Below are 25005 nucleotides of genomic sequence, written 5' to 3' on the forward strand. Positions count from 1 at the left end.
TTTTTAGCCTTGTGGAATCTGCATCATGGCAAAACGCTGAACCAGCAAGGCGGCTGTTTTATCCATCAGGTGCCTGGCCAGTTCATCTACGTGTCGAGCGCGCCAAGGCGCCAGTTCGCTCCCCTGCACCGCCTGGTTGAATGCACCAAGTGCAGGACCGCAATGAATCTGAAAATCCAGTTTATGCGCGCTTTCGCCACGCAATGCCCAGCGACTTGCGTCCTTGAAATAACGCCCGAAAATCAGCGCCATCCGATGTTTCGGACTGCGCGCCGCACGCTCCAGGTCTGCGGCCGGACAGCTTGTTTGCAACTCGGCAAAAACCTCGTCCAGGCTACGCTGGAAGTATCGTTCCTCGAGTTGCTGACGGGTCTTGGCATCCAGCTCGTCAATCGACTCGTGTTGTCGGTAAAGGCTGGCCAACTTGTTAGCCCGGTTCGGGAAAAAGATCCCTTTTTTCAGAACCTGCACTCGCGAACCCATTTCGAACTGCAGACCAGAAGGCGCGTAATCGGTGTCGTAAACCTGCATTTCCTGCAACAAATCCTTGACCAGATCGCTGGTTCCCGCTTCGACCGTACATTGGTTGATCGAACCAGTCATGATGAAATCGGCCCCCATCACGAAAGCAGCCGCGGCAGCCTCGGGCGTTCCAATACCACCGGCAGCCCCGACATAAAGCGGGTGCGCTGGATAGCGGCGCAGCATCTCGTCACGCACACCCAAGGCCGCCGGAATCAAGGTAAAAGGCATGCGCTGGTCAGTATGCCCACCCGAGTCAGCTTCCATGCACAGGGCATCGGCCATCGGTATGTCAGCCAACAGTAACGCTTCTTCTTCGTTCAGCCCGCCACTGGCCAGCAACTTGTCAATCAGGCGCTGCGGTGCAGGAGAAAAGAACTGCGCCCCCACATCGGGTCGGGAAACCTTGGCGACAATTCGATTCCGCACCTCAACCCGCCCGTCCGGACGACGTAACAACCCCTTCGCACGATAACGGACCAATGCTGGCGTCACCTCGACAAAAGCAGAAGCCTCAATGGTCCTCACGCCGTGAACAAGCAGCAGGTCAACCAGTTGATCCTCAAGTTCGGGGCGATGAATGTGCGCAATAAAATTGACACCATAGGGAGCCCCTGACGGAATAGCCTGCTGGATACGGACGATGCTGTTCTCTATCGTCTCCATATCCAGCCCCCCTGCGCCAAAGAAAGCCATTAGCCCAGCCTTGGCCAGACGCACCACCATATCCACCGAAGAAATGCCCTGGTACATGCCACCGGCGAGGTAAGCGTATTTGAGATTGAAGGTCGCGCGAAATGCAGCAGAACCAAGAGAAGCCGCACCAAAATGCAGGGGAGTGACGTTCGACACGACCGGAAGCGGATTGATCTGCTGTTGGCTGGCGCTATCGGTCAACGCCTCCTCGGCCAAAATGCTGGCATCAAGCGGGCCAGCCTCAGTCTGGGTACGCATGACCATCGGCTTCACCACGCTGATCCCCGGCGGACCAATTTCATCAAAATCACCGACTGCCAGACCCTTGGCCAGAAGGTAGCGCAGGCTTTCAGCCCAGCGCACCGGTGCCGTGATCTGCTCGATCATGCGCTCCCGGATCAAGCCTGGAAGGTGTGGGCGCGCCGTGACGTTCGAAATAACCGGAATGGTCGGCGCAGCAAAATGCACTTGCTGGGCGAATTCGCCAAAGGCATCGCGGGCATCCGCCATAAAAGGTGTATGGAAGGCACCACTGACTTGCAACAGCTTGAAGTACGTCGCCCCGGCTTCCATAAACAGCGACTCGGTCTGAGCAACCGCCTCCCGGCGCCCGGACAGTACAATCTGCAAAGGCGTATTGAAATTGGCGGCATGGACATCGCTCAACCCGTGTTTGACCAATACCGCTTGAATCTTTTCTTCATCAAGCCCAAGCACCGCTGCCATGCCGCCGCCATGCGCCTGCCCCATCAACTCGCCGCGCTTTTGCACAAGGCGCAGCCCGGTTTCAAAATCCAGCACCCCTGCGGCAAACAGTGCAACGTACTCGGCAACGCTATGACCAAGCAGGAAATCCGGTAAAGGTGCATTTTGAATACGCTGCAGGTAAGCAAGACTGTTGACCACATATAGTGCCGGCTGCGTAAATTGAGTCTGGGTAAGTCGCTCCAAGGGCCCGGCCAGGCAAAGTTCGGCAACCGAATAACCAAGGATGCCCTCTGCCTGACGCAACAAGTCCGGGAAGGCTGCAAACAAGTCCTTACCCATGCCAATACGCTGCGCCCCCTGGCCGGGAAACATAAAAGCTTTCATGGCGTCGCCTCCAGTTCCTTCCCTTTTTTCTCCCATTCCACACCCCCCAGATCCAGCTTGATCACACGATCAGCCACATGCCAGAAACGGTCATCATGGGTCACGGCAATGACAGTTTTACCCTTTGCTTTCAAATCCGGCAGGATCCGGTTATAAAAATGCTGACGGAAGTGAAAATCCTGCTCAGCGGACCACTCATCAAATATGTAGATCGGACGATCTTCAAGTAGTGCAGCGATCAGAGCCAGGCGTTTTCGTTGCCCGGTTGACAGGTGAAGTTCGGAAAAACGTCCATCAACGTAACGCAGCTTGCTACTCAAGCCCATCTCCCGAATCAGGCGATTGACCTCCTCCGGATCTCTGCCCTCTTGCCCGTAAAGTCTGTCGAACAAATGAAAATCGGCAAAAATTGCTGAAAACAGTTCGCGAAAACCTGGCACCTCATTTTTCGCCAAAACCTCCCCGTCTATCTCAATCTGACCACTCTCCACGGGATAAAGACCTGTAATCAAACGCAGAGTTGTCGATTTGCCACTGCCATTGCCACCTACCAGAAAAATCAACTCACCGCGTTCTACTTCAAGATTCAACGGTCCCAAACTGAATTCTGCATCCCCCGATTTGGCACGATAGTTGAATACCAGATTTCGGTAGCCGATACGTTGAAAATCCCGATAAGGTTCCGCGAGCGCCCGAGCGGTCGCAGGGTCGACGCCAGGAGCCGCATCCAATTGCTGCTCCAGTGAAATAATCGACCTCAGTCCCACTTCAGCACGCACAAACATCGGTGAATGCGCCACGATCAGCGTCAGCGGCACAATACAAAACATCAGGGTGGCCACCAACTGAAAGACGATGGTGCTATGCGCCGGGACGTAAAGAGGGAAGATAAACCCGACAATCCCAAGCATTGAATACACCATGAGCACGCTAAGCAGAACCATGGAAACCCAGTATTCACCAGCACCAACCATCAAACGATGCCCGGTCCGGGATAGATCTTCATAATCAGCGAAAACAGCTTCGCTGCGCCGGGTATTCAGTATTAACTCCTTCGAACCATCGATGATGTCCGAAATGGAGTCCAGCATCTTGCCTTGGCAGCGGCCCAACTCTGCGAGAGTCGTGCGAAAACGCGTATTGATGTTCAGGTAACCAACAATCCCCAACACGACGACCACAACAAAGACAATCAATGCCGGCACCGACAGATAAGCCAGATAAACAAGCGAAACGGCAAGCAGGATTGCCTGCTGAAAGCTATTGATCAATAAGGGAAATGTAACGGAAAGATGGTTGGTTTCCTGAGAAACCATGGCATACAACTCCCCTCGCCCGACATCATCGAGGGTTTGCAATTCGGTCCGCCTGAGTTTGGCCGCCACATTGACCCTCAGGTCACGCAACAAGCCTTCGATAATCCGGTTGGCAAGGAGTAAGGCGCGGTTGTCGCACAAATAATACAAAACAAAAGCCATGACGAAGGCCAGCCAGTGCCAAATATCGGGCCGCTCCGCTTCGGCCACCAGTTCGGCCACCAGATTGACCATAACCACCAGAAGCGCGTTGGCGATTCCGGCAACCGAAGTCAGCAACAGCATCCGCCCCAAATCCGGCGGATTGGCCCGTTTGATAAAATCGAACAGGATCATGGCAATCCACTCCCATCCGGCACAACGACCTGCCCCAGATCCAGAGTCACGATCCGATCAGCAAGATGCCAGAAACGATCATCATGACTGACCACGACGACCGTCTTGCCAGCCTGTTTGAGCTCAGCCAGAATTTCCGTGTAAAAAACAGTGCGGAAATGAGCATCCTGATCGGCAGCCCACTCATCGAAAATATAAATTTCCCGTTCTTCGAGTAAGGCGACGACCATGGCCAAGCGCTTGCGTTGACCGGAAGAAAGATTCTGAGTGGAAAAACGGCCATCGACATAAAACACCTTGTCCGACAGTTCCATCCGCTCAATCAACTGACTCACCTGGGCCACATCGACATGTTCCAATCCGTGGAGACGCTCGAACAAGTGGAAATCCGGGAATATGCAAGAAAAGAGTTCGCGATACTCCTGCACGGCATCCTTGGTAAGCACCTCCCCATCAACGCGTACGTACCCAACATCCGGCGAATAAAGTGCTGAAATCAGCTTGAGGGCAGTAGATTTACCACTGCCGTTACCGCCCAGCAAAAACAACACTTCGCCACGCGACAAGGCCAAATCCCAAGGACCAATACTGAACGTACTTGCACCCGATTCGTCGCGATAGGAAAACCCGATATTTTCAAAGGCAATACGCTCAAAGCCGCTGAAGCGGGATTCACTCGGCAAGCTATCGGACACTCGGGCGGCGCTGCCTCGATCCAGTGTCTGCTCCAGACTGAAAACATGCCCAAGCCCAATACTGGCCCGAGTAAACAGTGGTGCGGCTGAAGTAATTGCGGAAACTGGACCAACACAAAAAATGCCCACCGCAGCGATCTTGTAAATTACGTCGGTATAACCGTCAAAAAATCCCGGCAAGACAAAAATCACGACACCCAGCAAGCCATAGAGAAAAGCATTGCTGAACAACAACAAAACCACCCATTTCCCCCCTATCCCGACAATCAAGGACTGCAGATCGTCAACAATCTGCACATAGCGGGCAAACAAGGCATCATTTTTATCAGAATTCAGGCGAATTTCCTGAAACCCTTCCGTGAAATGCGACAACGAGTCCAGCATTTCACTTTCCTGCGCATGAACGGAAATCATGGCTTTGTTAAGCGCCTTGCGTCTTGTGTAAAAAAACGCCATGGCCAGCAGCGCGACGCCACAAACCACCAAAAACGACACAAGGGACAAGGTGGCAATATAAAAAAGGCAAAAAACCAACAGGAACAAGCTTTGAGCAGCCCCGACCAACAAAGGGACATTTTGCGCAAGATGATTAGTTTCCTGAGCGACGACAGCATACAAACGACCGCGCCCAAGAGACTCCAGCGTGCGCAATTCAGCATGACGGATCTTGTCGGCAAGACGCAAGCGCAACTCGCCCAGGCGCGATTGGAGAAAATCATTCGCGCGACGCAACGATGTCTGGTTAGCCAGAACGTAGATGGCAAAAGCGAGGATATATAACGCCAGCAACCGAATACTAATCGGCTGAGCAAGCGCCGTCTGTTCCGCTGCGGTGTTTACCAAGCCGATCAAAACCGCATTGGCCAGCCCGGCCAGACAGGTAACATAGAATGCTCCCATCCTCCCCCCCGGCTTACCCATCTGAAACAAACGCCAAAGGTTCTTCAGTTGAATGCCCTCAACATAAAAACACCTGTGAAGAAATCATTTACATCCTCACCATGAGTCAAATTTTATGCAAAAGTATAAATGACTTGGCCACAGACTCAGCAAGAACTTCAAATGCGCGTACCCCAATTGCATCAACATGAATGCCATCTCTGGCACATTTCCTTGTGCACACCGGATATGGCGCACTCCTTGCCAACGGAATGCTTGTCGGACGAGGAAAAAACCCGCGCAGCAAAATTTCTTCGCCCGGAGGCCCGACAACAATTTGTCATGACTCGTCACGCCCTACGCTCGCTTTTAGGCGCTTACCTGAACACAACTCCGGAAAAAATACCGCTCCAGGCCAATCAATTCGGCAAACCATCCCTTCCCGTATCATTTGCTTCCCTGTACTTCAACGTAACTCACTCCGGCCAGCGGGGACTGATCGCCATCACCAGACAAGGCGAGGTGGGTGTCGATATTGAGCAGCAGCGCAAGATGAAAGACCTTCTGGGAATGGCCAGCATGATTTTTTGCCCGGAAGACCTGCGGGTATGGCAGGAGTTGCCAGTAGCAGAACAAATGCCTGCTTTCTACCGCGCATGGACAGGCAAGGAAGCAATGGCCAAGGCTTTGGGTTGTGGCCTGACAATTGACCTGAAAGGACTTCGTGTCGACTTTACGCATGAAGCACAGACACAATTCCTGGAAATGGATTTTCCCCCTGGGACAATACATCACTGGCATCTGGCACAACGCAATGTCGTACCAGGCTATTGCGCAGCACTGGCAATCAGAGGAAGCCCCCTCGAAACAATCGATTTAGCATTTGACACACAGCCTGTTCGAACTCCCGGAAATGCTGCTTGAGCAAACGCAAGCAAGGCAGACATCCCAGATAACTCAAGGACTTGCGTCCTGAGATCCGTTGTCATCAGGCTGTGTATAATAATGAAAATTTCATTGCGTGCCTGATCACTCGCGCCACCTCAGTCGACCAACCGAATCAAGGGCTGATTCTTAGGAAAAATTGTACAACTCGATGAAAATCAATCTCTTGTGCACCATGAATCTCCTGTTACGGATGTCGATTTCGACTTGCCTGATGTTGGTCAGCAATGCTTTCGCACAAGTCGATTCGCACAAATCGGTCATCGACAAATACAGCAAAGAGTTGATCAGGCAGCGAGACAAAGGCCCTATTTTTGTTTCAGTCCCTGTAGCCTACGTCTTTGGCATGGGTGGCGAGCGTAGCCCACTCTATTGTTCACCATCTGTTCGGGCGGCAAATGGATCAAATAAAGTAATCGAAGAACTGATCGTCGGCATCACCTATCGTTCGGCAGCCGGCTCATCTGCGGGCTCCAGTGTTTCGCGCTTTACCAACATCAAGGTAAAACGGATCGAGTCGCATTTTTTCAACCAGCTTGAAACTTCGAAATGTTCCGGGTTGACCGGAGAATTAAATGTCGTTCGATGTGTTTACACAACTGGCGAAGATTGCTCGGACGATATTCAAGCAATTAACTTCGGTGCCATCCCGTTGCAATCACGAACAAAACATTCAGGGGAAAAACCATGACTCTGGTCATTTACTTATCACTCTGCGTCATGGTGGCCTTGCTTGGCCGCAAAACAAAACTCGGATTTTTCCGGGGCTTTTTGTTTTGCGTCATGCTTACGCCGTTTGCAATGATGTTTTACCTGCTGATTTTCACGACACTTGACCCGGAAGAAGACGCGCGCAGCCAGGTAAAGGTCAAGAATCCAACCATAAAGTTTGACGACTGATGCAACGATCGGACAATGAGTTGACGGTGTTTTTCCTGGAAACGATGCTCACAGGGGCGACTTTTACTATCCAGCGAAATCATCTGGAAGGACAGCATCGCCATATGATTTCTGGGTCTATGCCAGCACTACTGGAGGCAAACCGAAATGGATGAAATGATCCAGACTCAGGTTTCACCCATTGCCCGTTTCACCCATTTTCTCCATAAAACCAAACGGCACACGCAGGCATGGTTGCAGGCGAACCGTTTTGAGTTGAGCGTTTTTTTCCTGCTTTTTGCATTCCTTCTGGTTTTTCTTTTTCACAACATTTATCACACCGTACCTGCCGGACACGTAGGGGTGCTATGGAAACGTTTCAGTGGCGGTACAGTGACCGAAACCGTTTATCCAGAAGGCTTCAGGCTGACATGGCCTTGGGATTTGTTTCATGTCTACGATGTAAGACTGCAAAAAATTGAGCGGGAAGTTAAGGTACTGTCCTCGGACGGTCTGGAAATTACGCTGCAACTGGTTTGGCGCTACCACCTCAACCCCAAAACCGTCGCTGAACTACACAAGGCCATCGGGCCGGATTATTCCGAGTCCTTGATCACCCCGACTGTTGGTGCTCGGGCACGCGACATCATCTCGATGTACCAACCAGAAGAAATTTACACTGAGCGCCGGCTGATCATTCAGAACAAGATTCTCGAATCGGTCAGACTTTTTTTGGGCGATCAATTCAAACCGAACATTGACGACAGAGAAAACTATATCCGATTCGAAGACGTCCTGATCAAAGGGATGACGCTCCCGACTGGCGTTCAGGATGCAATCGTGCGGAAGAATGCCGCCTTCCATGAGATGGAGGAGTACACATTCCGCATTCAAAAGGAAAACAAGGAGGCCGACAGAAAACGGGCCGAAGCAGCCGGTATTCGTCACTTCCAGGAAATTGTCAGCAGCGGAATGAGTGACTCTTACCTGCGCTGGCGTGGCATTGAAGCCACACTCGAGCTCGCCAAATCACCGAATGCCAAAGTTGTGGTCATTGGCAATGCAAAAAATGGCTTGCCCTTGATTATGAATACCGAGAGTCAGAGCCTGCAAGACAACCTGTCGGGATTCAATGCCACAACTCAAAAGCGAATTGAGCAAGAGAAAAAATCTTCTGCCCCTACAAAGCCAGAGACATCACGTTAGCCCTGCAGACTCTGGCGAGACAACTGGCTGAGCAAGCTCAGCCAGTAACAAACTCTTTCAGTGCCTGGCAGATAAAGTCCATTGAGGCTTCGTTGCCGAGCATGAAATGCTCTTCCGGAACATCAATTGCCATCGGTGACGATTGCAGCAAACCATCCCAGCGATGCGGTGGATCGCGTTCGCTATCCGGCAAGATGGGAAGATTCAAGCGACTCGGATTTCCGATCAAACCCAGCGTGTTCCGAAACAATACGCAGGGCGGATTTTGCACGAGAGGCATTGGTTTGTAGTCGGCAAGCAACTGAGCATGAACGCGCATCATGATTTGACAGCGCCGCAAATAGCTTTGCAAACTCGCTTGGCTATGGGAGATTTCACAGAACGCCAGCAAGTGCCGGGTCACATAAGTGCTGTGCTCGGTAAAAGGTAAATTTTTGAGCACATCCGGGGCAATTAACTGATCTGATTTCCATTGCAAGGCCAGTTGATTGCCAATGACCTGCATCAACAAACCATTCCTGCTCCATGCTGCAATATTTTTCGTATGTTCCTGATCGGGAGCGAAGGCATCGATCATGACCAGCAGTCGCACTTGCTCTCCGCATGCCTCCAGTTGTCTGGCCATCTCGAAAGCGATTACACCGCCCATGGAGTAACCACCCAGCATGTACGGGCCGCTGGGCTGCACTTTGCGCATATCCGACAAATATGCTGAAGCCATTGACTCAAGAGAGAAAAAAAATGGTGCGTCCGAATTCAGTCCAGGAGCAGCAAACGCGTACACCGCTTGTCTTGGCCCCAAACATCGCGCCAGATATTTTGACCAGGTAAATTCCCCTGCGATGCTATGGATCAGGAAAAATCCCGAACCTTCGGAACCCGCCTGAATGGATATGAGGTGACTGGGACTTGACACAAATTTCCATCCGGAATCAAAAAATTCGGTTTTTATTCTAAACCGATCCGGCCTGCGTTCATGCGACAAATCCGGCCCGCCAGAGATCAGCTCGGTGCATCAGCAATCAATTACCTGTCTGGAGGCGGATCACGACCTGATGTTCGGCCAGATCGTCGACCAGAGAAATTGCCTGATCTGCCTGCTCAACACCATCAACAACAATGACGATTGGGCGGCCAGTGAATTCAGGATCGGCCGGTAGTTGCTGTACGGCAATATGGAATAACGTCGCCTGATAACGGTAATGAATCTTGAATCCTGGCCAACTCGCCGGCAAACAGGGCGACAGGTGCAGTTTGTGCCCCTCTCGCCGCAAGCCCAACAAAGACTCAAGCAGCAAACGGTACATCCAGCCAGCTGAGCCGGAATACCACGACCAGCCGCCACGACCGGTATGCGGCACCAACGCATAAACGTCGGCAGCCATGACGTAAGGCTCGACCTTGTAGGTCGAAACAGCGGCAGCCGAGCGCGTGTGGTTGATCGGATTGATCATCGTAGCAAGAGCCCAGGCCCGCTCATTGTCACCAAGCCGGGCAAAGGCCATTGCCGCCCAAATCGCACCGTGGGTATATTGCCCACCATTTTCCCGCACCCCCGGTACGTAGCCACGAATATAGCCCGGATCAAGCGGCGTTTTGTCAAAGGGTGGGTCGAGCAACTGGACCAGCCCGTCCTGCGGACGAACGAGACGTTGATCGACCGCCTGCATGGCCATTGCTCCACGCCTGGCATCGGCCACCCCGGACAATACCGCCCAGCTCTGCGCGATGGAGTCAATCCGGCATTCGACACTGGTGCTCGAACCGATTGGTGTCCCATCGTCAAAAAATGCACGCCGATACCAGCCGCCATCCCAAGCTTGCGTCTCAAGGTTCTGATGTAGCCGGGCGGCTTCGCCAAGACAGAGTTCAGCGAATGCCGGATCACCGTGCTTGGTTGCCACGCCACTGAACTGCCTGAGCACCTCATGGAGAAAGAAGCCGAGCCAGACGCTCTCGCCTCGGCCCGCAATGCCGACCCGGCTCATGCCGTCATTCCAGTCGCCCGAGCCGATCAGCGGCAAACCATGGGCACCGAAGCGCAGTCCGTGGCGGATAGCCCGCACGCAGTGCTCATAGAGACTGGCCACTTCGCCCGACTGGACCGGCAAATCGTAGTAGGAATTGTCTTCCGGGTTGACCGGATGCCCTTCGAGGAAACTACTGCCAGCATCGAGTACGCTTGTATCGCCGCTTGCTATTACGTAGTGGCAGACAGCCAGCGGCAACCACAGGTAATCGTCCGAACAGCGCGTTCGCACACCGCGTCCCGCCGGTGGGTGCCACCAGTGCTGGACATCGCCTTCGACAAATTGGCGGCCGGCACAGCGCAACAGATGCTCGCGGACCAATTGCGGTTCGCTGTGGACCAATGCCATCATGTCCTGCAACTGGTCGCGAAAGCCAAAAGCACCGCCGGACTGGTAATAACCGCTGCGCGCCCAGACCCGGCAAGCCAGCGTCTGATAAAGCAGCCAGCCGTTGACCAACACATCGAGCGCCGGATCGGGGGTCTCGACCTGCACGACACCGAGCGACCTGGCCCAGTACGACTCGACCGCTTCGAGCGCTGCATGGGCAGCCAGCGGGCCACGGTAGCGCCGGATCAAATGTTCAGCATCATCGCGATTGCGCCCGACCCCCAGACGAAAAACAACATCGCGCGCCTCGCCATCGGCCAGTTCCAGCATAATTTGAATCGCACCGCAGGGGTCCAGCCCCGCCCCGACCTTGCCAGACAAATGTGCCCGTTTCAGCGCCGCCGGGTCACGCAGTGAGCCATTGCGTCCGATGAATTCGTTGCGATCGCCGGTCAACGTACGGCTAACTTCATCAACGTCAAAAAAGGCAACACGTCCGGAAAATTCGAGACTGTAGGGATTGCTCGCCAGCAGCGCGCCGCTCTCGACAGCAACCTCACTACTGACATGCATCGCCGTTTTGCCGCGCAAATCACCCAGCACCCACTCGACATAGCCAGTTATCGAGATTTTCTGCGGTCGACCGGAAAAATTACTGATTTTCAAGGTCGAGAATTTGACTGGTGCATCGCTGGCGACATAGACCGTGAGTTCGGAGGCAATGCCGCCGACCGTGGTAGCAAAAGTACTGACGCCAAATCCGTGACGAATCTCGTAAGGCATGGCACCACGTACTGGCCACGGTGTCGGCGACCAGACGTGGCCGGTTTCTTCGTCACGCAGGTAAATGGCTTCGCCACCGACATCGCTGACCGGATCGTTCGGCCACGGTGTCAGGCGAAATTCGTGGGCATTTTCACTCCAGGTATAGGCGCTGCCACTTTCCGAAATCACCGTGCCGAAATTGGGATTGGCCAGCACATTGACCCATGGCGCCGGTGTCGTCTGACCGGACGCCAGCCTGATGACGTATTCCCGAGCATCGGCCGAAAAGCCGCCCAAGCCGTTGTAGAACTGTAGACCGAGACCGTTGACGGACGCTTCAGGCGGCACTTCAGGGTGATAACGCCGGCTCGGTAACAGACGTGGGACTCGGAGTTCGGCCGGGCTGCGCAGATCAAGTTGCTCAGCCAGCGTACCACGGCAGTCGGTGATCACAACCCGAGCCACCGATTGCAGCAGGATACGATCCTCATTCGATATCTGTTCGGCCAGGCGCACGAAAATACCGCCCGGCCGGTCGATGACGCTGGCTTCGATGCCCGAGGCAATCAGCCCCATGATCTGATCCTGCAGCCGCTGACGGTAACCGGCATGATCCTCGTTCCAGATCACCAGGTCGACAAACAGCCCTTTCAGGCGCCAGTAGGCGTGGGCCTGGACCAGTTGGCGGACCAAATCGATATGGGCCGCATCGCCAATCTGCAACAACACGATGGGCAGGTCACCAGAGATGGCGTAGCCCCACAGGCCGGACTGACCGCGCTGATTACGGACCAGCACCGAGGCATCGACGCGCAATGCAGCCTGGGCATGGATCAGCGAACCAGCCAGGCGCGCGTAAAGCTGGGCATCGGCCTCGCTGGCATTAAGCTGGCGCAGGACCACCTGGCTGTGCGTCCAGTTCATTTCAAAAACCCGGTCAGCCAGATGGCGGTCCTGGTATTTGTCGACCAACCCGAGCGCCATGGCGCGGGTTTCGGCAATACCGGTCACCCGATCGATGGTCACCGATTGCTCAGGATCAAGCACGATGCGGTGGCGAATGGCGACGATGGGGTCGAGCACCGAACCTTCTGTGCCAGACAATTTGCCAGCTTCATCCATGCCCTGTGGCGAGGCAGTACTGCGCGTCCGGCCGATAAAGCGGGCACGGTCGGTTTCGCAGGAAACAGCGATCGACACGGCATCATGCACCGCCATCAGATGCAACATCCAGGGCACTTGTTCCCCGACGGATCGAGGGCGTCGGGTACACAACACGGCATTACCCGCCGCAAGGATTTCGCTTTGCACGAACAACTTGCTGAACGCCGGGTGCAATTCGTCCGCTGCTGACGGTGCGATCACCACCTCGGCGTAGCTGGTGACTTCGATTTCGCGGCGCAGCCGTGAGCGGTTGGTGATTTTGGTTCGCCGCAGTTCAATATCGTCCTCGGGCGAAACGACGATGTCGGTATAGGTTTCGAACTCGCCCTTCCCGCCATCGAGCAAATCACGGCGACGGAATTCGGCCCGCCCTTCGGAAAAGATCGCCTCGTAATGCGCCGGCCGTTTGCGTGTCGGCTGATAGGCGGTAGACCAAACGGTGCCGCTGGCCAGTTCGCGGATGTAACAGAAGCTCCCCCAATTGTCGCAGGTACCATCTTCGCGCCAGCGCGTGACGGCCAGGTCCTTCCATCGGCTGTAGCCGCCACCGGCATTGGTCAGCATCACGTGGTAACGGCCATTCGACAACAACTGGACTTCCGGCATCGGCGTATCCGGGCTGTTGAAAACACGGATCGGCATTTCGTCGGCGCTCGATGCCGAACGCGCATCGGCCAGTTCAGCCGTGTGCGAAAACAAGCTTGTAGCCTTCGGAATGCGTTCCTGAAGCAATAGCAGGACGGCCTGAAACAGACGATCAGAGACAAAGCGCTGCTGCATCGGCTGCCCCAGCAACAGGTGCGATAGCGCCAGCAGACTCATCCCCTGATGGTGTGCCATGAAAGAGCGCACCACAGCATGCGACTGGCCCCGTCGCTGGCGGGCCGGCGTGTAGTCAACGGCCTCGAAGAAGCCATATTGGCCGACAAAACCTTCCTCAGCCATACGCTGCAAGTTGAGGCAGGCTGCTTCCGGTGCCACCATCAGGGCCAGCGCCGAGGCATAGGGGGCAATCACCAGATCTTCGGCCAGTCCACGCTTGAGGCCCAACCCCGGCACACCAAAGGCGCGGTACTGGTAATTGAGATGGAGATCGACCGTGTTGTAGCCGGATTCGGAAACGCCCCACGGCACGCCACGCTGTTTGCCGTACTCGATCTGCCGCGCTACGGCTGCCTTGCAGGTCTGGTCGAGCAAGGTATTTTCGTAATTGGGCATGACTAACATCGGCATCAGATACTCGAACATCGAGCCGCTCCAAGACAGCAAAGCCGGTTCGCCACCGGTAGCGGTGAGCAGACGACCGAGTGAGAACCAGCTTTCCTGTGGCAGTTGCCCCTGGGCAATGGCGACAAAATTGCACAGCCGTGCTTCGGAAGCCAGCAAGTCGTAGAAGCTGCTATCGAGCCGACGTTCAGCAACGTTATAGCCAATAGCCAAAAGATGGCGCGTTTTGTCGAACAGGAAGTCGTAATCCATCTGGGCCAGCTCGCCAGCCTGAGCAGCCAGCGTGTCGATCCGGACGATTCTCTGGGTTGCGAGATTGCCGGCCAGCACAATCTGGTGCGACAGCTCGGCCAACCAATTGCGTTGTGAGGCGTTCAAGTCCGTCACCTCGTAGGCCTTGATCTCCGGACAGCGTTCACTCGCCAGCCTGGCCAAGCCACGCAGGGTCGGCAAGGCAGCCTCGTTGGCAAGCCGGGCAAATACTTCCAGCCCGGCCGGCGCTGGCGGCAGACTCAACCAAGGCGCCAGATGTTCCAGTTCGGCCCGCGATTCGGCCACTTGGCGCAACAGCGCCTGCGCCCATACCACGGCCTCGTTTTCGGGCACGCGCTCATCGACTGGCGATTGGTTCAACTCAAGCTCGCTCAGCAATTCGCCGGCCCCCTCATCCAGTTGCTGCAACAGGCGACGCATCGCCGAAAAAGTCGATGGCGGATTGAGCATCGCCACACCAAGCATCTGGTGCAGTGCGCTCAGCGAGTCGGTCAGCACATCATCGGCGTGCTCTGCCAGCAGGCCGAGCGTGTCGTTGAGTCCGGCCAGCAATTTTGGCTGCAAGATCGGTGCATCAGCCAGCGCCAGCAAGCCGCCGCGCAGGGTCAACAGATGACCGGCCAGATTGCCGCTGTCGACCGTGGACACGTACAGCAAGGGCAATGGCTGCAGAGTCTGCGTGTCGTACCAGTTGTAAAAATGGCCGCGATAGCGTGCCAGCCCGCCCATCGTGCGCAGCGTATTGGCGGTCCTTTCAAGCAATTGGCCGGTCGGGATATAGCCGAAATCCCAGGCACTCAGGTTGGCCAGCAGGGCCAGGCCCATATTGGTTGGCGAGGTGCGGTGGGCGACGGCGGCAACCCGGTATTCCTGATAATTGTCCGGTGCCAGCCAGTTGTCCTCCGGACCGACGAAATTATCGAAAAAGCCCCAAGTACGGCGGGCAATCCGGCGCAGAAAAAACCCCTGCTCGGCGCTTAGCTGGGCTTTCCCGGCAAGCAAGGGACGGCTAAGCCACCAGGCGATGAATGGTGAGGCGAACCAGAGCAGCAAGAGCGGCCCGGCGATCAGCAACCCTGCCGGATTCGCGACAAGCAGCCAGCTACTCAAGCCGCCAGCGAGCAACGGCCCGATCCACATCGTGCGCAGACAGGCAAGCAATTCACCTTGGTGGCGCCCAGCCAACTGGCGCTCAACCTCGCTCGACGGATTCCATTCGAGCAGACGACGCTGCGAAACCAGCAAGCGCCAACTGGTTCGGGCGATAGCATCGAGGCTGAAACAGGCTTCGTAGGGCAGACAGGCCAACTCGAAGCCAAGCTGCCGAAAATGGCGCCAGGCCGAGTTGACCACAGCAGCCAGATGCAGGCGCAACAGGATTTCGTCGGGCTTGCGGCAAGCATCGAGCACGGCGGAAAACAGCGGTGGCACGACGAGGATACCGAGGATGGAAACGGTCCACCAGGCAACGGACGCCAGCACCGTCCAACCGAGAATGAACAGCCCGCACAGTGCCGCCGGCACGAGACTTCGCCGCAGGTTGTCGATCAGTTTCCACTGCGCCAACACCGACAGCGGATTGGCATGCCGGCACATGCCGGCACCCGGCACCTTGCGGAACAGCCAGCCGACCAACTGCCAGTCACCGCGCAGCCAGCGCTGGCGGCGAATGACATCGGCCCGGTAACTGGCCGGCGAATCTTCGTACAACTGCACGTCGCTGAGCAAACCGGAGCGGGCGTAGCAACCTTCAAGAAGATCATGGCTGAGGATACGGTTTTCCGGAAAACAGCGGCCCAGCGCTCGCTCGAAGGCAGAGATATCGTAGATACCCTTGCCGATAAACGAGCCTTCGCCAAAGACATCCTGATAAACATCCGACACGGCGCGGGTGTAGGGGTCGATACCAGGCTCGCCACCGTAGAGCCGTGCCAGCAGCGAACGGTGGGTACCGGGCAGACTGACCGCGATACGCGGTTGCAGGATGCCGTAACCGCTGACGACCCGTTGCTGCCTCTCATCAAAGCATGGCCGGTTCAGCGGATGCGCCATGGTCCCGACAAACTGCCGCGCAGTATCGCGCGGCAACTGGGTATCGGTGTCCAAAGTGATGACATAACGTGTACCGGCCAGCGCCGAGGTATCGCCGACAATCAGCGCAAAGGCGTCGGGTGTGCCGTTCATCAACAAAGCGTTCAGATCGGCCAGTTTGCCGCGTTTGCGTTCATACCCCATCCAGGCGCCCTCCTGCGGATTCCAGCGACGCGGCCGATGGAACAGGAAAAACACGTCTTCTGCGCCGATGGGAGCAAGGGCTGGCCCTAGGACCACAGAGTCAAAGGCTGGCCCTGGGACCACAGAGTCAAAGGCTGGCCCTGGGGTCAACCCGATTTTTTGACCATATTTCAAATTCAGTTCATCGATCTTTGCCGCGGCCAACTGCATCAGGGCGGCATCATCCGGCAGCGTTTCCTGATCGGCATCGAGAAAATCGGTCAACAGCGCGAAGTGCAGACAAGGGTCGCGGTTGGCCAGAAACCTGACTTCCAATGCCTCGATCAAACTCTCGACGCCAGCCACGCTGGTCAGCATGGTCGGCACCACCACCAAGGTTCGCGAGGCCGCTGGAATACCTTGGGAAAAATCCATTTTCGGCAAGGGATGCGGCACGACCAACTGGCTGGCCAGCCAGTTCACCAGCGACACGGCCAGTTGGCTGCTCGCCAGCAGCGCAACCAATCCGAGCCCAATCATCGCCCACAGCGGCAAACCAAGCGGCATGACACGGATGACCAAACCACTCGACAACAAGCCGGTAAACAAGCAAACACCGCCCAGATAAAGGCTCAGCGGTACACGCCGCGCCGCCCGACGGGCTCGCTCGGGCAAGCTATGGCGAACATCGGCCGCGCTTTCAAGTTGCGCCAGCCCGAGGCCGATCAGGTAATAGCCGACATGGCTGGCTGGCCCAGCCGCCCCGTTCCGAGCCGCCCGGCGAGCCAAGTCAAGCGCCCGGGCAGCAAGCACTCCTTCGGATAAATCGGTCTGCTGGGCAATCGCTTCGGTCGCATGGCGATAGCGGTCGCGCGTTGCGAAATCCATCGCACCATAGACGCCGCCGGGGTCGCCGAGCAAAGTCTGCTCGACAATGCTCTGGGTCTCGACGAACGTTTGCCAATCCATCGCCCCGATGACCCGCAGGCTGCCGATGCTGTTGCTGATCGACACCTGATCGGCCGCTTGCAAGTGGTTTTCCGCCTGCACCATCCGGGCAATGGTCAAGCCGGATTCGGCCAGATGCTGTTCAACCCAGGTAAGCGGCAGAGCCAGGGCCGGGCCACGCCCCTGCAGGCGGCGGGCCAGTTCAGCCACGAAAGCGCTGACCATCGGCGGCTGCGAACGCGCCATGTCGGCGATACTCAGGATCAGGCTTTTCGGATCATGCTCGGTCGCCTCGATCATGCGATCCGCCCACATTTCAGCCAGGTTGCGCGCCGCCCAACCGGCGGCAATACGCACACCAACCCGGCGCAAGTTTTCGATCACGGCCAGACGCAGCATGATCGGGATCGCCCACAATTCACCGAGGCGCAAATCGGTCACGGTTTGATAGGCTGCCACGAAGCGGCTCAAAGTTTCCGGATCAACCCGCCCATCGCCATGTGCAACGGTTTCCAGCGCAATGTCGTACACCCGCGGATGCCCGGCTGACGGTCCACTTGCCAGGCGCGGCAATTGGCGGCTGTAGCCTTTGGGCAAATGTCGTCGGGCAGTGCGTATCTGCTCTTCAATCAGGTAAAAATTATCGAGCAGCCATTCCCCGGCCGGCGTGATGCGGCGCTTTTCCGTGGCAAAAAAGGTCAGGTGACGACAAACATCGACCAGCGTATTTTCATTGGCTGCCAGACGGGCCAGCAGGCGGTCCTCGACCTTCCCGGCGGCAAGTCGGTGCGCCATCGCCAGCGCCTTGCCGTGCTGCGCCATCTGGTCGGCACTATACAAAGCGGCGCGTAGCGGCGCCTCTTCGCCCGACTGGGCGGCTGACCAATCGCTATCCCCGAAGCCTCTGCCCAACAGGCGAAAGTGCTCAACAAACGACTGGCTCGATTTCAAATCGAATCGCCTTCCCATAAAAAAATCTCACGGCGCATGGCGCATCGTGAGATTGAAACCTACTGTCCGACCGCCCGGTAGCCAAGCAAACGCTGGCACCGGCGAACGGGCTGATGGTCAATTATTTGATACTCATGCTGTTCTTTACCGCTGTAACGCCACGAACCTTGCTGGCAAGCTCGACGGCCTTGCCGGCTGCAGCATGCGAACTGACGAAGCCGCTCAACTGGACAACCCCCTTGTAGGTCTCAACGTTGATTTCAGTCGACTTCAGACTTGTCTCACCGAAAATGGCCGCCTTGACCTTGCTGGTGATCATCACGTCATCAACGTATTCACCAGTACCTTCCGACTTGGCGGTAGATGCACAACCTACGGCGCCGAGCAGCGTCAGCGACAAAAACAAGGCAGACAGATATTTGCTGAAGTTATTCATGCTCAACGCGCCAACGTAGGGGCAGGCGGAACGACGATGAGCGTTTCGCTATGGGTTTTCCCCGGTTCTCCAGTCGCCCCGGTCGCGCCAGTTCCACCACTGGAACCGGTCGGGCCGACATCACCGGTCGTACCGCTGGCCCCGGTCTGTCCGGTCATGCCACTTGAACCGGCGGCCCCCGTCGGTCCTGCCGGACCGGCCGGACCTGGCACAGGCACGGTCACCACGGTTGGCGTAACAACCGTTGGTTGTTTGTCACAGGCGCTCACCGCCAAGGCAGCCAACAGCGCCGCACAAATGTTTGAATATTTCATGGGAATTCCCTCCGGTTATTGAACGAGCGCCCATCCACTTGGTAGCCAGGCAAGCGCAGGGAATGAGCGATTCAAAGTACCGCGATGCCTTTGGCAGCTCCGTTCGGTTGCGCACACAGCAGCAAAATACCTGCAGAACTGACGGCACCAGGCTTGAAATGGCTCAATTTGCCAACTCGCTGGCCGCTATCCATCCCTTGCCGTAGCACAGGAGTTTGCTGTCAGGATTTCAGCTGGCGGCTGATGACTCAGAGCCGCAAAGGTTTAACGGATCGTGCGCTGCCTGGCGATACGCTTCGGCGGTATCATCCGGCCTTCAGCACGACAGCCGAGCGCAGCCAAAACGCTGGTCAAACCGCCGGATTGCCGTAACTTGAGACAAAGCTTTGCCGAAAGCAGCCCGGGATTCAAGGCCATCACCGGGAAAATCTGGGAAAATTTTGATGAAAAAAACCAGTATTTCCCAGCACGGGAAAATATGGAAAAGTAACATAAGTCACTGTTTTTTAATGGTGCCCAGGAAGGGACTCGAACCCCCACACCTTGCGGCGCCAGAACCTAAATCTGGTGCGTCTACCAATTTCGCCACCTGGGCAAGCGGGCCGCATTCTAACACTGACTCGGACTAAGCGCCCATGCCTGTCGATCATTACGAAAATTTTCCTGTCGCTTCCATTCTGGTTCCGCGACACCTGCGCCAACCCATCGAGGTGATTTACCGCTTTGCCCGCAGCGCCGACGACATTGCCGACGAAGGCGATGCCACGCCGGAGCAGCGTCTGGCCGAACTTGCCGCCTATCAGGCCGAACTCGATCGCATTGCCAGCGGGGAATTGCCGCAAACGCCGCTCTTTGTCTCGCTGGCCAAAATTATTGCGGTCCACGCCTTGCCGATCCAGCTTTTCCGCGATCTGCTCGACGCCTTCGCGCAGGATGTGATCAAGAAGCGCTATGCCGATTACCCGGAACTGATCGATTACTGCCGCCGCTCGGCCAACCCGGTCGGCCGGCTGGTATTGCACCTGTTCGGACGCACCGAAGCGGAACATCTGGAACAGTCTGACTGCATCTGCTCGGCCTTGCAATTGATCAATTTCTGGCAGGATGTTGCGGTCGACTGGCAAAAAGACCGGGTTTACATCCCGCAGACCGACTTCCCGCATTTCAAAGTCAGCGAAGACGACATCGCCCAAGGGCGCAGTTCGGCCAACTGGGCGGCGCTGATGGATTTCCAGATCGACCGGGCGCAAACGCTGATGCTGCGCGGCGCCCCGCTGGTCCATGCCCTGCCCGGCCGATTGGGCTGGGAAATCCGCCTGACCGTGCAAGGTGGCCTGCGCATCCTGGAACGCATCCGCCAGGTGCGCGGCGATGTTTTCCACCAGCGGCCAACACTGGGCAAGCGCGACTGGCTCGTACTGCTCGCCCGTTCCATTAGAATGTGACCCCATGAATCCTGACCAATACTGCCAGGAGAAGTGCGCGGCCAGCGGCTCCTCCTTCTACTACAGCTTCCTCTTCCTGCCGCCCGAGCGCCGTCAAGCGATCATGGCGCTCTACGCCTTCTGCCGCGAAGTCGACGATGTCGTCGACGAATGCACCGACATTTCAATCGCCTCGACCAAGCTGGTCTGGTGGCGCATGGAAGTCGAACGGATCGCCGAAAAACAGGCCACGCACCCGGTCGGCCTGGCGCTGCAAGCGGTTGCCCCGAGCATCAACCTGCCGAAGGAACAGTTGCTGGAAATCATCGACGGCATGGAGATGGACCTGCAGCAGTCGCGCTATCTCGACTTCAAGGGCCTCTCGCTGTACTGCTACCGCGTCGCCAGCGTCGTCGGCCTGCTCGCCGCCGAAATCTTCGGCTATACCGACCGGCAGACGCAGAAATACGCGCACGACCTCGGCATGGCCTTCCAGCTCACCAACATCATCCGCGATGTCGGCGAAGACGCCCGGCGCGGCCGCATCTACCTGCCAATGGATGAACTGAAGCAGTTCAACGTGCCAGCCGCCGACATCCTCAACGCCAAGTATTCGGACAATTTCACCGCGCTGATGCAGTTCCAGTACGAACGCGCCGAACGCTATTACGAACAGGCTTTTTCGCTGCTACCGGCGGTTGACCGCAAAAATCAGCGGCCGGGCCTGATCATGGCGGCGATCTACCGGACGCTGCTGGCCGAAATCCGCGACGAGAACTTCCAGGTCCTGCACCAGCGCATTTCGCTACCGGCCACGCGCAAGCTGTGGCTGGCGACGAAGACCTGGATCAAGGGCTGAGCACGATGCGCGTCGCCGTCATTGGCGCCGGCTGGGCAGGTTTGGCCGCTGCGGTTGAACTGACGGAACGCGGCGCCGCCGTCACCTTGATGGAAGCCGGACGCGTGCCGGGTGGCAGGGCGCGCTCGGTGGAAATCGACGGACGCACGCTCGACAACGGCCAGCACATCCTGCTCGGCGCCTATCGCGAAACGCTGGCGCTGATGCGCAAGGTCGGCGCCGATCCTGAACTACTGTTCGAGCGCCGGCCGCTGAAGGTTGTTGATCCCGGCGGTTTCCGGCTGGCTCTGCCGATGCTACCGGCGCCGCTCAACGTCGCCTGGGGACTGCTCGGCGCTACTGCGGTCGACCTGCCGGAAAAGCTGAAAACCGCGCTGTGGATGCAGGGGGTCAAATGGCGCAAGTTCCGCCTGGCGCGGGATTGCAGCGTCAGCGAATGGCTCGATGCCGCCGGCCAGACCGGCAAGCTGCGTCGCCACCTGTGGGAACCGCTCTGCCTCGCCGCGCTGAACACATCGGCCGACACGGCATCGGCGCAGATTTTTGCCAACGTGCTGCGCGACAGCCTGGGCAGTTCGCGCCGTTCAGACACCGACCTGCTGCTGCCACGCGCCCCGTTCGGCGAACTGCTGCCGGAACCGGCCTGCCGCTGGCTCGGTGAGCACGGCGCGACGCTACGCTTTGGTCAGCGGGTACGCAGCATCATTGCCAACACTGGATCGCCCCGCAGCACTCACGATGACTCGCCGTTCCTCGTCGATGGCGAAACGTTTGACGCCGTCATCCTCGCCGTCGCACCGCAACATGTCCCAACGTTGTGGCCGGCGATGGACATTGCTTTCGACTACGAGCCAATTGCCACGGTCTACCTGCAATTTTCGGCAAAAACCGCGCTGCCCTTCCCGCTCCTCAACCTCGCCGGAAAATACGGCCAATGGGTCGTCGACCGCGGCAACGGCCTGTTTGCCTGTGTCATCAGCGGGCACGGCGAATGGGAAAGGCTGGATGACGCGGCGCTGGTGCACGCCTTGCAGGACGAACTCGGGCTCGGCGAAACGGCAAGCTGGCAGCAGGTAATCCGCGAGAAAAGGGCAACTTTCCGCTGTCGACCGCAGCAGGCACGACCCGATCATCGCACCGCCGATCCACGCGTTTTCCTCGCCGGCGACTACACTTGGGCCGATTATCCGGCGACGCTGGAAGGCGCCGTCAGGAGCGGCCTGCGCGCCGCCCGGGCCGTTCCGCTGGCCTGACCTGCCGTGCCTAGGCGTCGATCAAACGCCCCGACTGAATCCGCAGCACGCGCCCGCACCGGGCGGCAATCGCCTCGTCGTGGGTGACCAGGATCAGCGTCGTCCCCTGCTTCGCGTTCAGGTCGAACATCATTTCAATCACCTGCGCACCGGTCGCCGCATCGAGGTTGCCGGTCGGCTCGTCGGCCAGCACCAGCCGCGGTTCCGGCGCGAAGGCGCGAGCCAGCGCAACGCGCTGCTGTTCGCCGCCGGACAGGTGTTTCGGATAATGCTTCAGACGGTGAGCGAGGCCGACGCGCGCCAGCCAGTCGCCGGCAATCCGGGCGGCCGCCTTGTTACCCGCCAACTCCAGGGGCAGCATGACGTTTTCCAGCGCGGTCAGCGACGGCAGCAACTGAAAAGACTGGAAGACGAAACCGAGCAAGCGACCGCGCTGCACGGCCCGCGCATCCTCGTCGAGCGCGGCCAGCGCCAAGCCATCGAGGCGGATTTCGCCGGCCGATGGAACGTCCAGCCCGGCCAGCAGTCCGAGCAGGGTCGATTTGCCCGAGCCGGAGGCACCAACGATGGCCACCGTCTCACCCGGCATGACGACAAAGGAGATATCCTGCAAAATCGTCAGCGGCGCACCGCCGTTATCCACCATCTTGCCCAAACCGACCACTTCAACTACTGGCTTTCCTGACATGCGTCTTGTCCTTTTCCTGTTTGCCCTGTTTCTTGCCGCCCCCTCAGCCATCGCGGCAAAAACCATCATGGTGATGGGCGATTCCCTGTCGGCCGGTTACGGCATTCGCCCGGAACAAGCCTGGCCGTCGCTGCTCGACCGGCGACTGAACGAAAAGCGCCTTGATTATAACGTCGTGAATCTGTCGATCTCTGGCGAAACCACGGCCGGCGGGCAATCGCGCATGGTCGAAGCGATACGTAAATATCAGCCGAGCATCGTCATCCTGGCGCTCGGCTCGAACGACGGTCTGCGTGGTTTGCCGCTAGGCCAGATACGCGGCAACCTCGATGCCATGGTCGACAGCGCCAAAAAATCCGGCGCCCGGGTATTGGTCGCCGGCATGCGTCTGCCCCCCAACTACGGTCCTTATGCCGATCAATTCCTGCAAAGTTTTGTCGACATTGCCAAAACAAAACAGACGGCCCTGCTGCCCTTCCTGCTCGAACCGGTGGCGACCCGCGCCGATCTGTTCCAGGCCGACCAGTTGCATCCAACGGCAGAAGCCCAGCCGCTGCTGCTCGACCACGTCTGGCCCAAGCTACAGCCACTGCTCAAATAGGCCGGACCGCGACGATGGCCTGACGCATGCAGGGTTTCGGCGTATCGGCATAGCCTTCGGCAAAGGCAATTTCGCGCAAATCGGCAGCGGCAGTAAGCGCGCGCAACTCCCCAGGCAGCAGCAGAAAATCCGGACTCGACGGTTTGCCGTAAACCGCGTTACCGAGCATGAAAGTTTCGTAAATCAGCACACCGCCCGGCGCCAGCATGGCAAGCACGTCGGGCAGGCGCGGTCGCCAGAGGTAGTTGGTGACGACGATGCCGGCAAAACGCTGACCGGCCAGCGGCCAGTCGTCGCCTTCGAGGTCCAGGCAGGCAGTTTCAATGCCCGGCACACCGGCCAGCGCGAAAAGTGCCTCTTTATTGCGGTCGACCGCAAGAACGGCGAGATTTTGCCCCGCCAGCAGCCGGGTATGGCGCCCGCTACCGCAGGCCAGATCAAGCACACGGCCGGATCTCGGCAAGTGCGAACAGTAATGTTCGACCCACGACGAAGGGCGTATGATTTCGGGCAAACCATTAGTGGAGCGTGTCATGTCGGGAACGGTAATCGTCAGGGAGAACGGGCAAGGAAGATACCAGCAGGACGTCATTGCCGGCGAGCATCATTTGCTGGCCGACGAGCCGGTCAGCATGGGTGGCGGCGATGCCGGCCCGGCACCTTTCGATTTCCTGATGGCCGGACTCGGTGCCTGCACCTCGATGACTTTGCGCATGTACGCCGAGCGCAAGGAATTGCCTTTGCGCAACGTGCAGGTCGAACTGTCGCACCACAAGGTCGACATCGATGGCGTGGCCCGCGACTGCATCCAGCGCAAGATCACGCTCGATGGCGAACTGAGTGCGGAACAAAGCCAGCGCCTGCTCGAAATTGCCAACAAATGCCCGGTACACCGGGCCTTGGCACAGTCCTTCCAACTCGATTGCGCACTCACCGACTAAGTGATTTCCGCAGGTAATACC

The 25005-nt window shown here is 57.4% G+C and carries 18 protein-coding genes and 1 tRNA gene; 9 read left to right on the top strand and 10 right to left on the bottom strand.

Annotation, left to right across the window (positions count from 1 at the left end; genetic code table 11):
* Positions 1-3: 3 nt before the first annotated feature.
* From fabD to RCI20_RS00265, 3 genes are read right to left on the bottom strand one after another with little or no spacing between them, the layout of a single operon-like run.
* Positions 4-2310 carry an ACP S-malonyltransferase gene (fabD, locus tag RCI20_RS00255; RefSeq protein ID WP_306602435.1) on the bottom strand — a complete coding sequence of 769 codons (2307 nt, stop codon included), beginning with the start codon at positions 2308-2310 and terminating at the stop codon, positions 4-6.
* Positions 2307-3962: a cyclic peptide export ABC transporter gene (locus RCI20_RS00260; RefSeq protein WP_306602436.1), complete on the bottom strand. Its 1656-nt coding sequence runs from the start codon at positions 3960-3962 to the stop codon at positions 2307-2309. Before RCI20_RS00260 ends, fabD begins: the two co-directional genes overlap by 4 nt.
* Positions 3959-5578, bottom strand: a complete 1620-nt coding sequence (locus RCI20_RS00265) for a cyclic peptide export ABC transporter (RefSeq protein WP_306602437.1) — start codon at positions 5576-5578, stop codon at positions 3959-3961. Before RCI20_RS00265 ends, RCI20_RS00260 begins: the two co-directional genes overlap by 4 nt.
* Positions 5579-5719: 141 nt before the next feature.
* On the opposite strand from RCI20_RS00265, the gene RCI20_RS00270 reads away from it, so the two are divergent.
* From RCI20_RS00270 to RCI20_RS00285, 4 genes are all read left to right on the top strand, one after another.
* Entirely contained in the window at positions 5720-6460 is a 741-nt protein-coding gene (locus RCI20_RS00270; RefSeq protein WP_306602439.1) for a 4'-phosphopantetheinyl transferase superfamily protein, read from the top strand.
* Between the two features lie 172 nt (positions 6461-6632).
* Positions 6633-7172: a hypothetical protein gene (locus RCI20_RS00275; protein WP_306602441.1), complete on the top strand. Its 540-nt coding sequence runs from the start codon at positions 6633-6635 to the stop codon at positions 7170-7172.
* Positions 7169-7381 carry a hypothetical protein gene (locus RCI20_RS00280; RefSeq protein WP_306602442.1) on the top strand — a complete coding sequence of 71 codons (213 nt, stop codon included), beginning with the start codon at positions 7169-7171 and terminating at the stop codon, positions 7379-7381. Before RCI20_RS00275 ends, RCI20_RS00280 begins: the two co-directional genes overlap by 4 nt.
* 147 nt (positions 7382-7528) lie before the next feature.
* Positions 7529-8566: a prohibitin family protein gene (locus tag RCI20_RS00285; RefSeq protein ID WP_306602444.1), complete on the top strand. Its 1038-nt coding sequence runs from the start codon at positions 7529-7531 to the stop codon at positions 8564-8566.
* 37 nt (positions 8567-8603) lie between these two features.
* On the opposite strand, the gene RCI20_RS00290 is transcribed toward RCI20_RS00285, so the two are convergent.
* The 5 genes from RCI20_RS00290 to RCI20_RS00310 form a co-directional block, all read right to left on the bottom strand.
* On the bottom strand, positions 8604-9551 hold the full coding sequence (locus RCI20_RS00290) for a thioesterase domain-containing protein (RefSeq protein ID WP_306602445.1): 948 nt from the start codon (positions 9549-9551) through the stop codon (positions 8604-8606).
* A 37-nt stretch (positions 9552-9588) separates the two neighbouring features.
* Positions 9589-18468 (bottom strand): glycoside hydrolase family 94 protein, encoded by an 8880-nt coding sequence (locus RCI20_RS00295; protein WP_306602447.1) that lies wholly within the window; start codon positions 18466-18468, stop codon positions 9589-9591.
* Between the two features lie 121 nt (positions 18469-18589).
* The gene (locus RCI20_RS00300) at positions 18590-18904 is read right to left on the bottom strand and encodes a BON domain-containing protein (protein ID WP_306602448.1); all 315 of its coding nucleotides are present in this window, start codon (positions 18902-18904) and stop codon (positions 18590-18592) included.
* Between the two features lie 2 nt (positions 18905-18906).
* Entirely contained in the window at positions 18907-19218 is a 312-nt protein-coding gene (locus RCI20_RS00305) for a hypothetical protein (protein ID WP_306602449.1), read from the bottom strand.
* Positions 19219-19728: 510 nt separating this feature from the next.
* A tRNA-Leu gene (locus RCI20_RS00310) sits at positions 19729-19813 on the bottom strand.
* 40 nt (positions 19814-19853) lie between these two features.
* Between RCI20_RS00310 and hpnC the strand changes: the two genes are divergently transcribed.
* From hpnC to hpnE, 3 genes are read left to right on the top strand one after another with little or no spacing between them, the layout of a single operon-like run.
* Entirely contained in the window at positions 19854-20663 is an 810-nt protein-coding gene (gene hpnC, locus RCI20_RS00315) for a squalene synthase HpnC (protein WP_306602450.1), read from the top strand.
* A 4-nt stretch (positions 20664-20667) separates the two neighbouring features.
* Positions 20668-21501: a presqualene diphosphate synthase HpnD gene (hpnD, locus tag RCI20_RS00320; protein ID WP_306602451.1), complete on the top strand. Its 834-nt coding sequence runs from the start codon at positions 20668-20670 to the stop codon at positions 21499-21501.
* Complete coding sequence (hpnE, locus tag RCI20_RS00325) at positions 21468-22754, top strand: hydroxysqualene dehydroxylase HpnE (protein ID WP_306602452.1); 1287 nt, start codon at positions 21468-21470, stop codon at positions 22752-22754. Before hpnD ends, hpnE begins: the two co-directional genes overlap by 34 nt.
* A 10-nt stretch (positions 22755-22764) precedes the next feature.
* On the opposite strand, the gene RCI20_RS00330 is transcribed toward hpnE, so the two are convergent.
* Positions 22765-23442 carry an ABC transporter ATP-binding protein gene (locus tag RCI20_RS00330; RefSeq protein ID WP_306602453.1) on the bottom strand — a complete coding sequence of 226 codons (678 nt, stop codon included), beginning with the start codon at positions 23440-23442 and terminating at the stop codon, positions 22765-22767.
* Between RCI20_RS00330 and RCI20_RS00335 the strand changes: the two genes are divergently transcribed.
* On the top strand, positions 23441-24043 hold the full coding sequence (locus RCI20_RS00335; RefSeq protein WP_306602454.1) for an arylesterase: 603 nt from the start codon (positions 23441-23443) through the stop codon (positions 24041-24043). The two genes, RCI20_RS00330 and RCI20_RS00335, sit on opposite strands and share 2 nt — an antisense overlap.
* On the opposite strand, the gene RCI20_RS00340 is transcribed toward RCI20_RS00335, so the two are convergent.
* Entirely contained in the window at positions 24036-24578 is a 543-nt protein-coding gene (locus RCI20_RS00340) for a bifunctional 2-polyprenyl-6-hydroxyphenol methylase/3-demethylubiquinol 3-O-methyltransferase UbiG (RefSeq protein WP_306602455.1), read from the bottom strand. The two genes, RCI20_RS00335 and RCI20_RS00340, sit on opposite strands and share 8 nt — an antisense overlap.
* On the opposite strand from RCI20_RS00340, the gene RCI20_RS00345 reads away from it, so the two are divergent.
* On the top strand, positions 24577-24984 hold the full coding sequence (locus RCI20_RS00345; protein ID WP_306602457.1) for an OsmC family protein: 408 nt from the start codon (positions 24577-24579) through the stop codon (positions 24982-24984). The two genes, RCI20_RS00340 and RCI20_RS00345, sit on opposite strands and share 2 nt — an antisense overlap.
* Positions 24985-25005 lie beyond the last annotated feature (21 nt).

Origin of the sequence: Azonexus sp., assembly GCF_030824335.1 — a bacterium.
GTDB lineage: Bacteria > Pseudomonadota > Gammaproteobacteria > Burkholderiales > Rhodocyclaceae > Azonexus.

Coding starts and splice junctions, on each gene's coding strand:
- fabD (WP_306602435.1), bottom strand. CDS start 2,310: ATGAAAGCTTTTATGTTTCCCGGCCAGGGGGCGCAGCGTATTGGCATG.
- RCI20_RS00260 (WP_306602436.1), bottom strand. CDS start 3,962: ATGATCCTGTTCGATTTTATCAAACGGGCCAATCCGCCGGATTTGGGG.
- RCI20_RS00265 (WP_306602437.1), bottom strand. CDS start 5,578: ATGGGTAAGCCGGGGGGGAGGATGGGAGCATTCTATGTTACCTGTCTG.
- RCI20_RS00270 (WP_306602439.1), top strand. CDS start 5,720: ATGCGCGTACCCCAATTGCATCAACATGAATGCCATCTCTGGCACATT.
- RCI20_RS00275 (WP_306602441.1), top strand. CDS start 6,633: ATGAAAATCAATCTCTTGTGCACCATGAATCTCCTGTTACGGATGTCG.
- RCI20_RS00280 (WP_306602442.1), top strand. CDS start 7,169: ATGACTCTGGTCATTTACTTATCACTCTGCGTCATGGTGGCCTTGCTT.
- RCI20_RS00285 (WP_306602444.1), top strand. CDS start 7,529: ATGGATGAAATGATCCAGACTCAGGTTTCACCCATTGCCCGTTTCACC.
- RCI20_RS00300 (WP_306602448.1), bottom strand. CDS start 18,904: ATGAATAACTTCAGCAAATATCTGTCTGCCTTGTTTTTGTCGCTGACG.
- RCI20_RS00305 (WP_306602449.1), bottom strand. CDS start 19,218: ATGAAATATTCAAACATTTGTGCGGCGCTGTTGGCTGCCTTGGCGGTG.
- hpnC (WP_306602450.1), top strand. CDS start 19,854: ATGCCTGTCGATCATTACGAAAATTTTCCTGTCGCTTCCATTCTGGTT.
- hpnD (WP_306602451.1), top strand. CDS start 20,668: ATGAATCCTGACCAATACTGCCAGGAGAAGTGCGCGGCCAGCGGCTCC.
- RCI20_RS00335 (WP_306602454.1), top strand. CDS start 23,441: ATGCGTCTTGTCCTTTTCCTGTTTGCCCTGTTTCTTGCCGCCCCCTCA.
- RCI20_RS00330 (WP_306602453.1), bottom strand. CDS start 23,442: ATGTCAGGAAAGCCAGTAGTTGAAGTGGTCGGTTTGGGCAAGATGGTG.
- RCI20_RS00345 (WP_306602457.1), top strand. CDS start 24,577: ATGTCGGGAACGGTAATCGTCAGGGAGAACGGGCAAGGAAGATACCAG.
- RCI20_RS00340 (WP_306602455.1), bottom strand. CDS start 24,578: ATGACACGCTCCACTAATGGTTTGCCCGAAATCATACGCCCTTCGTCG.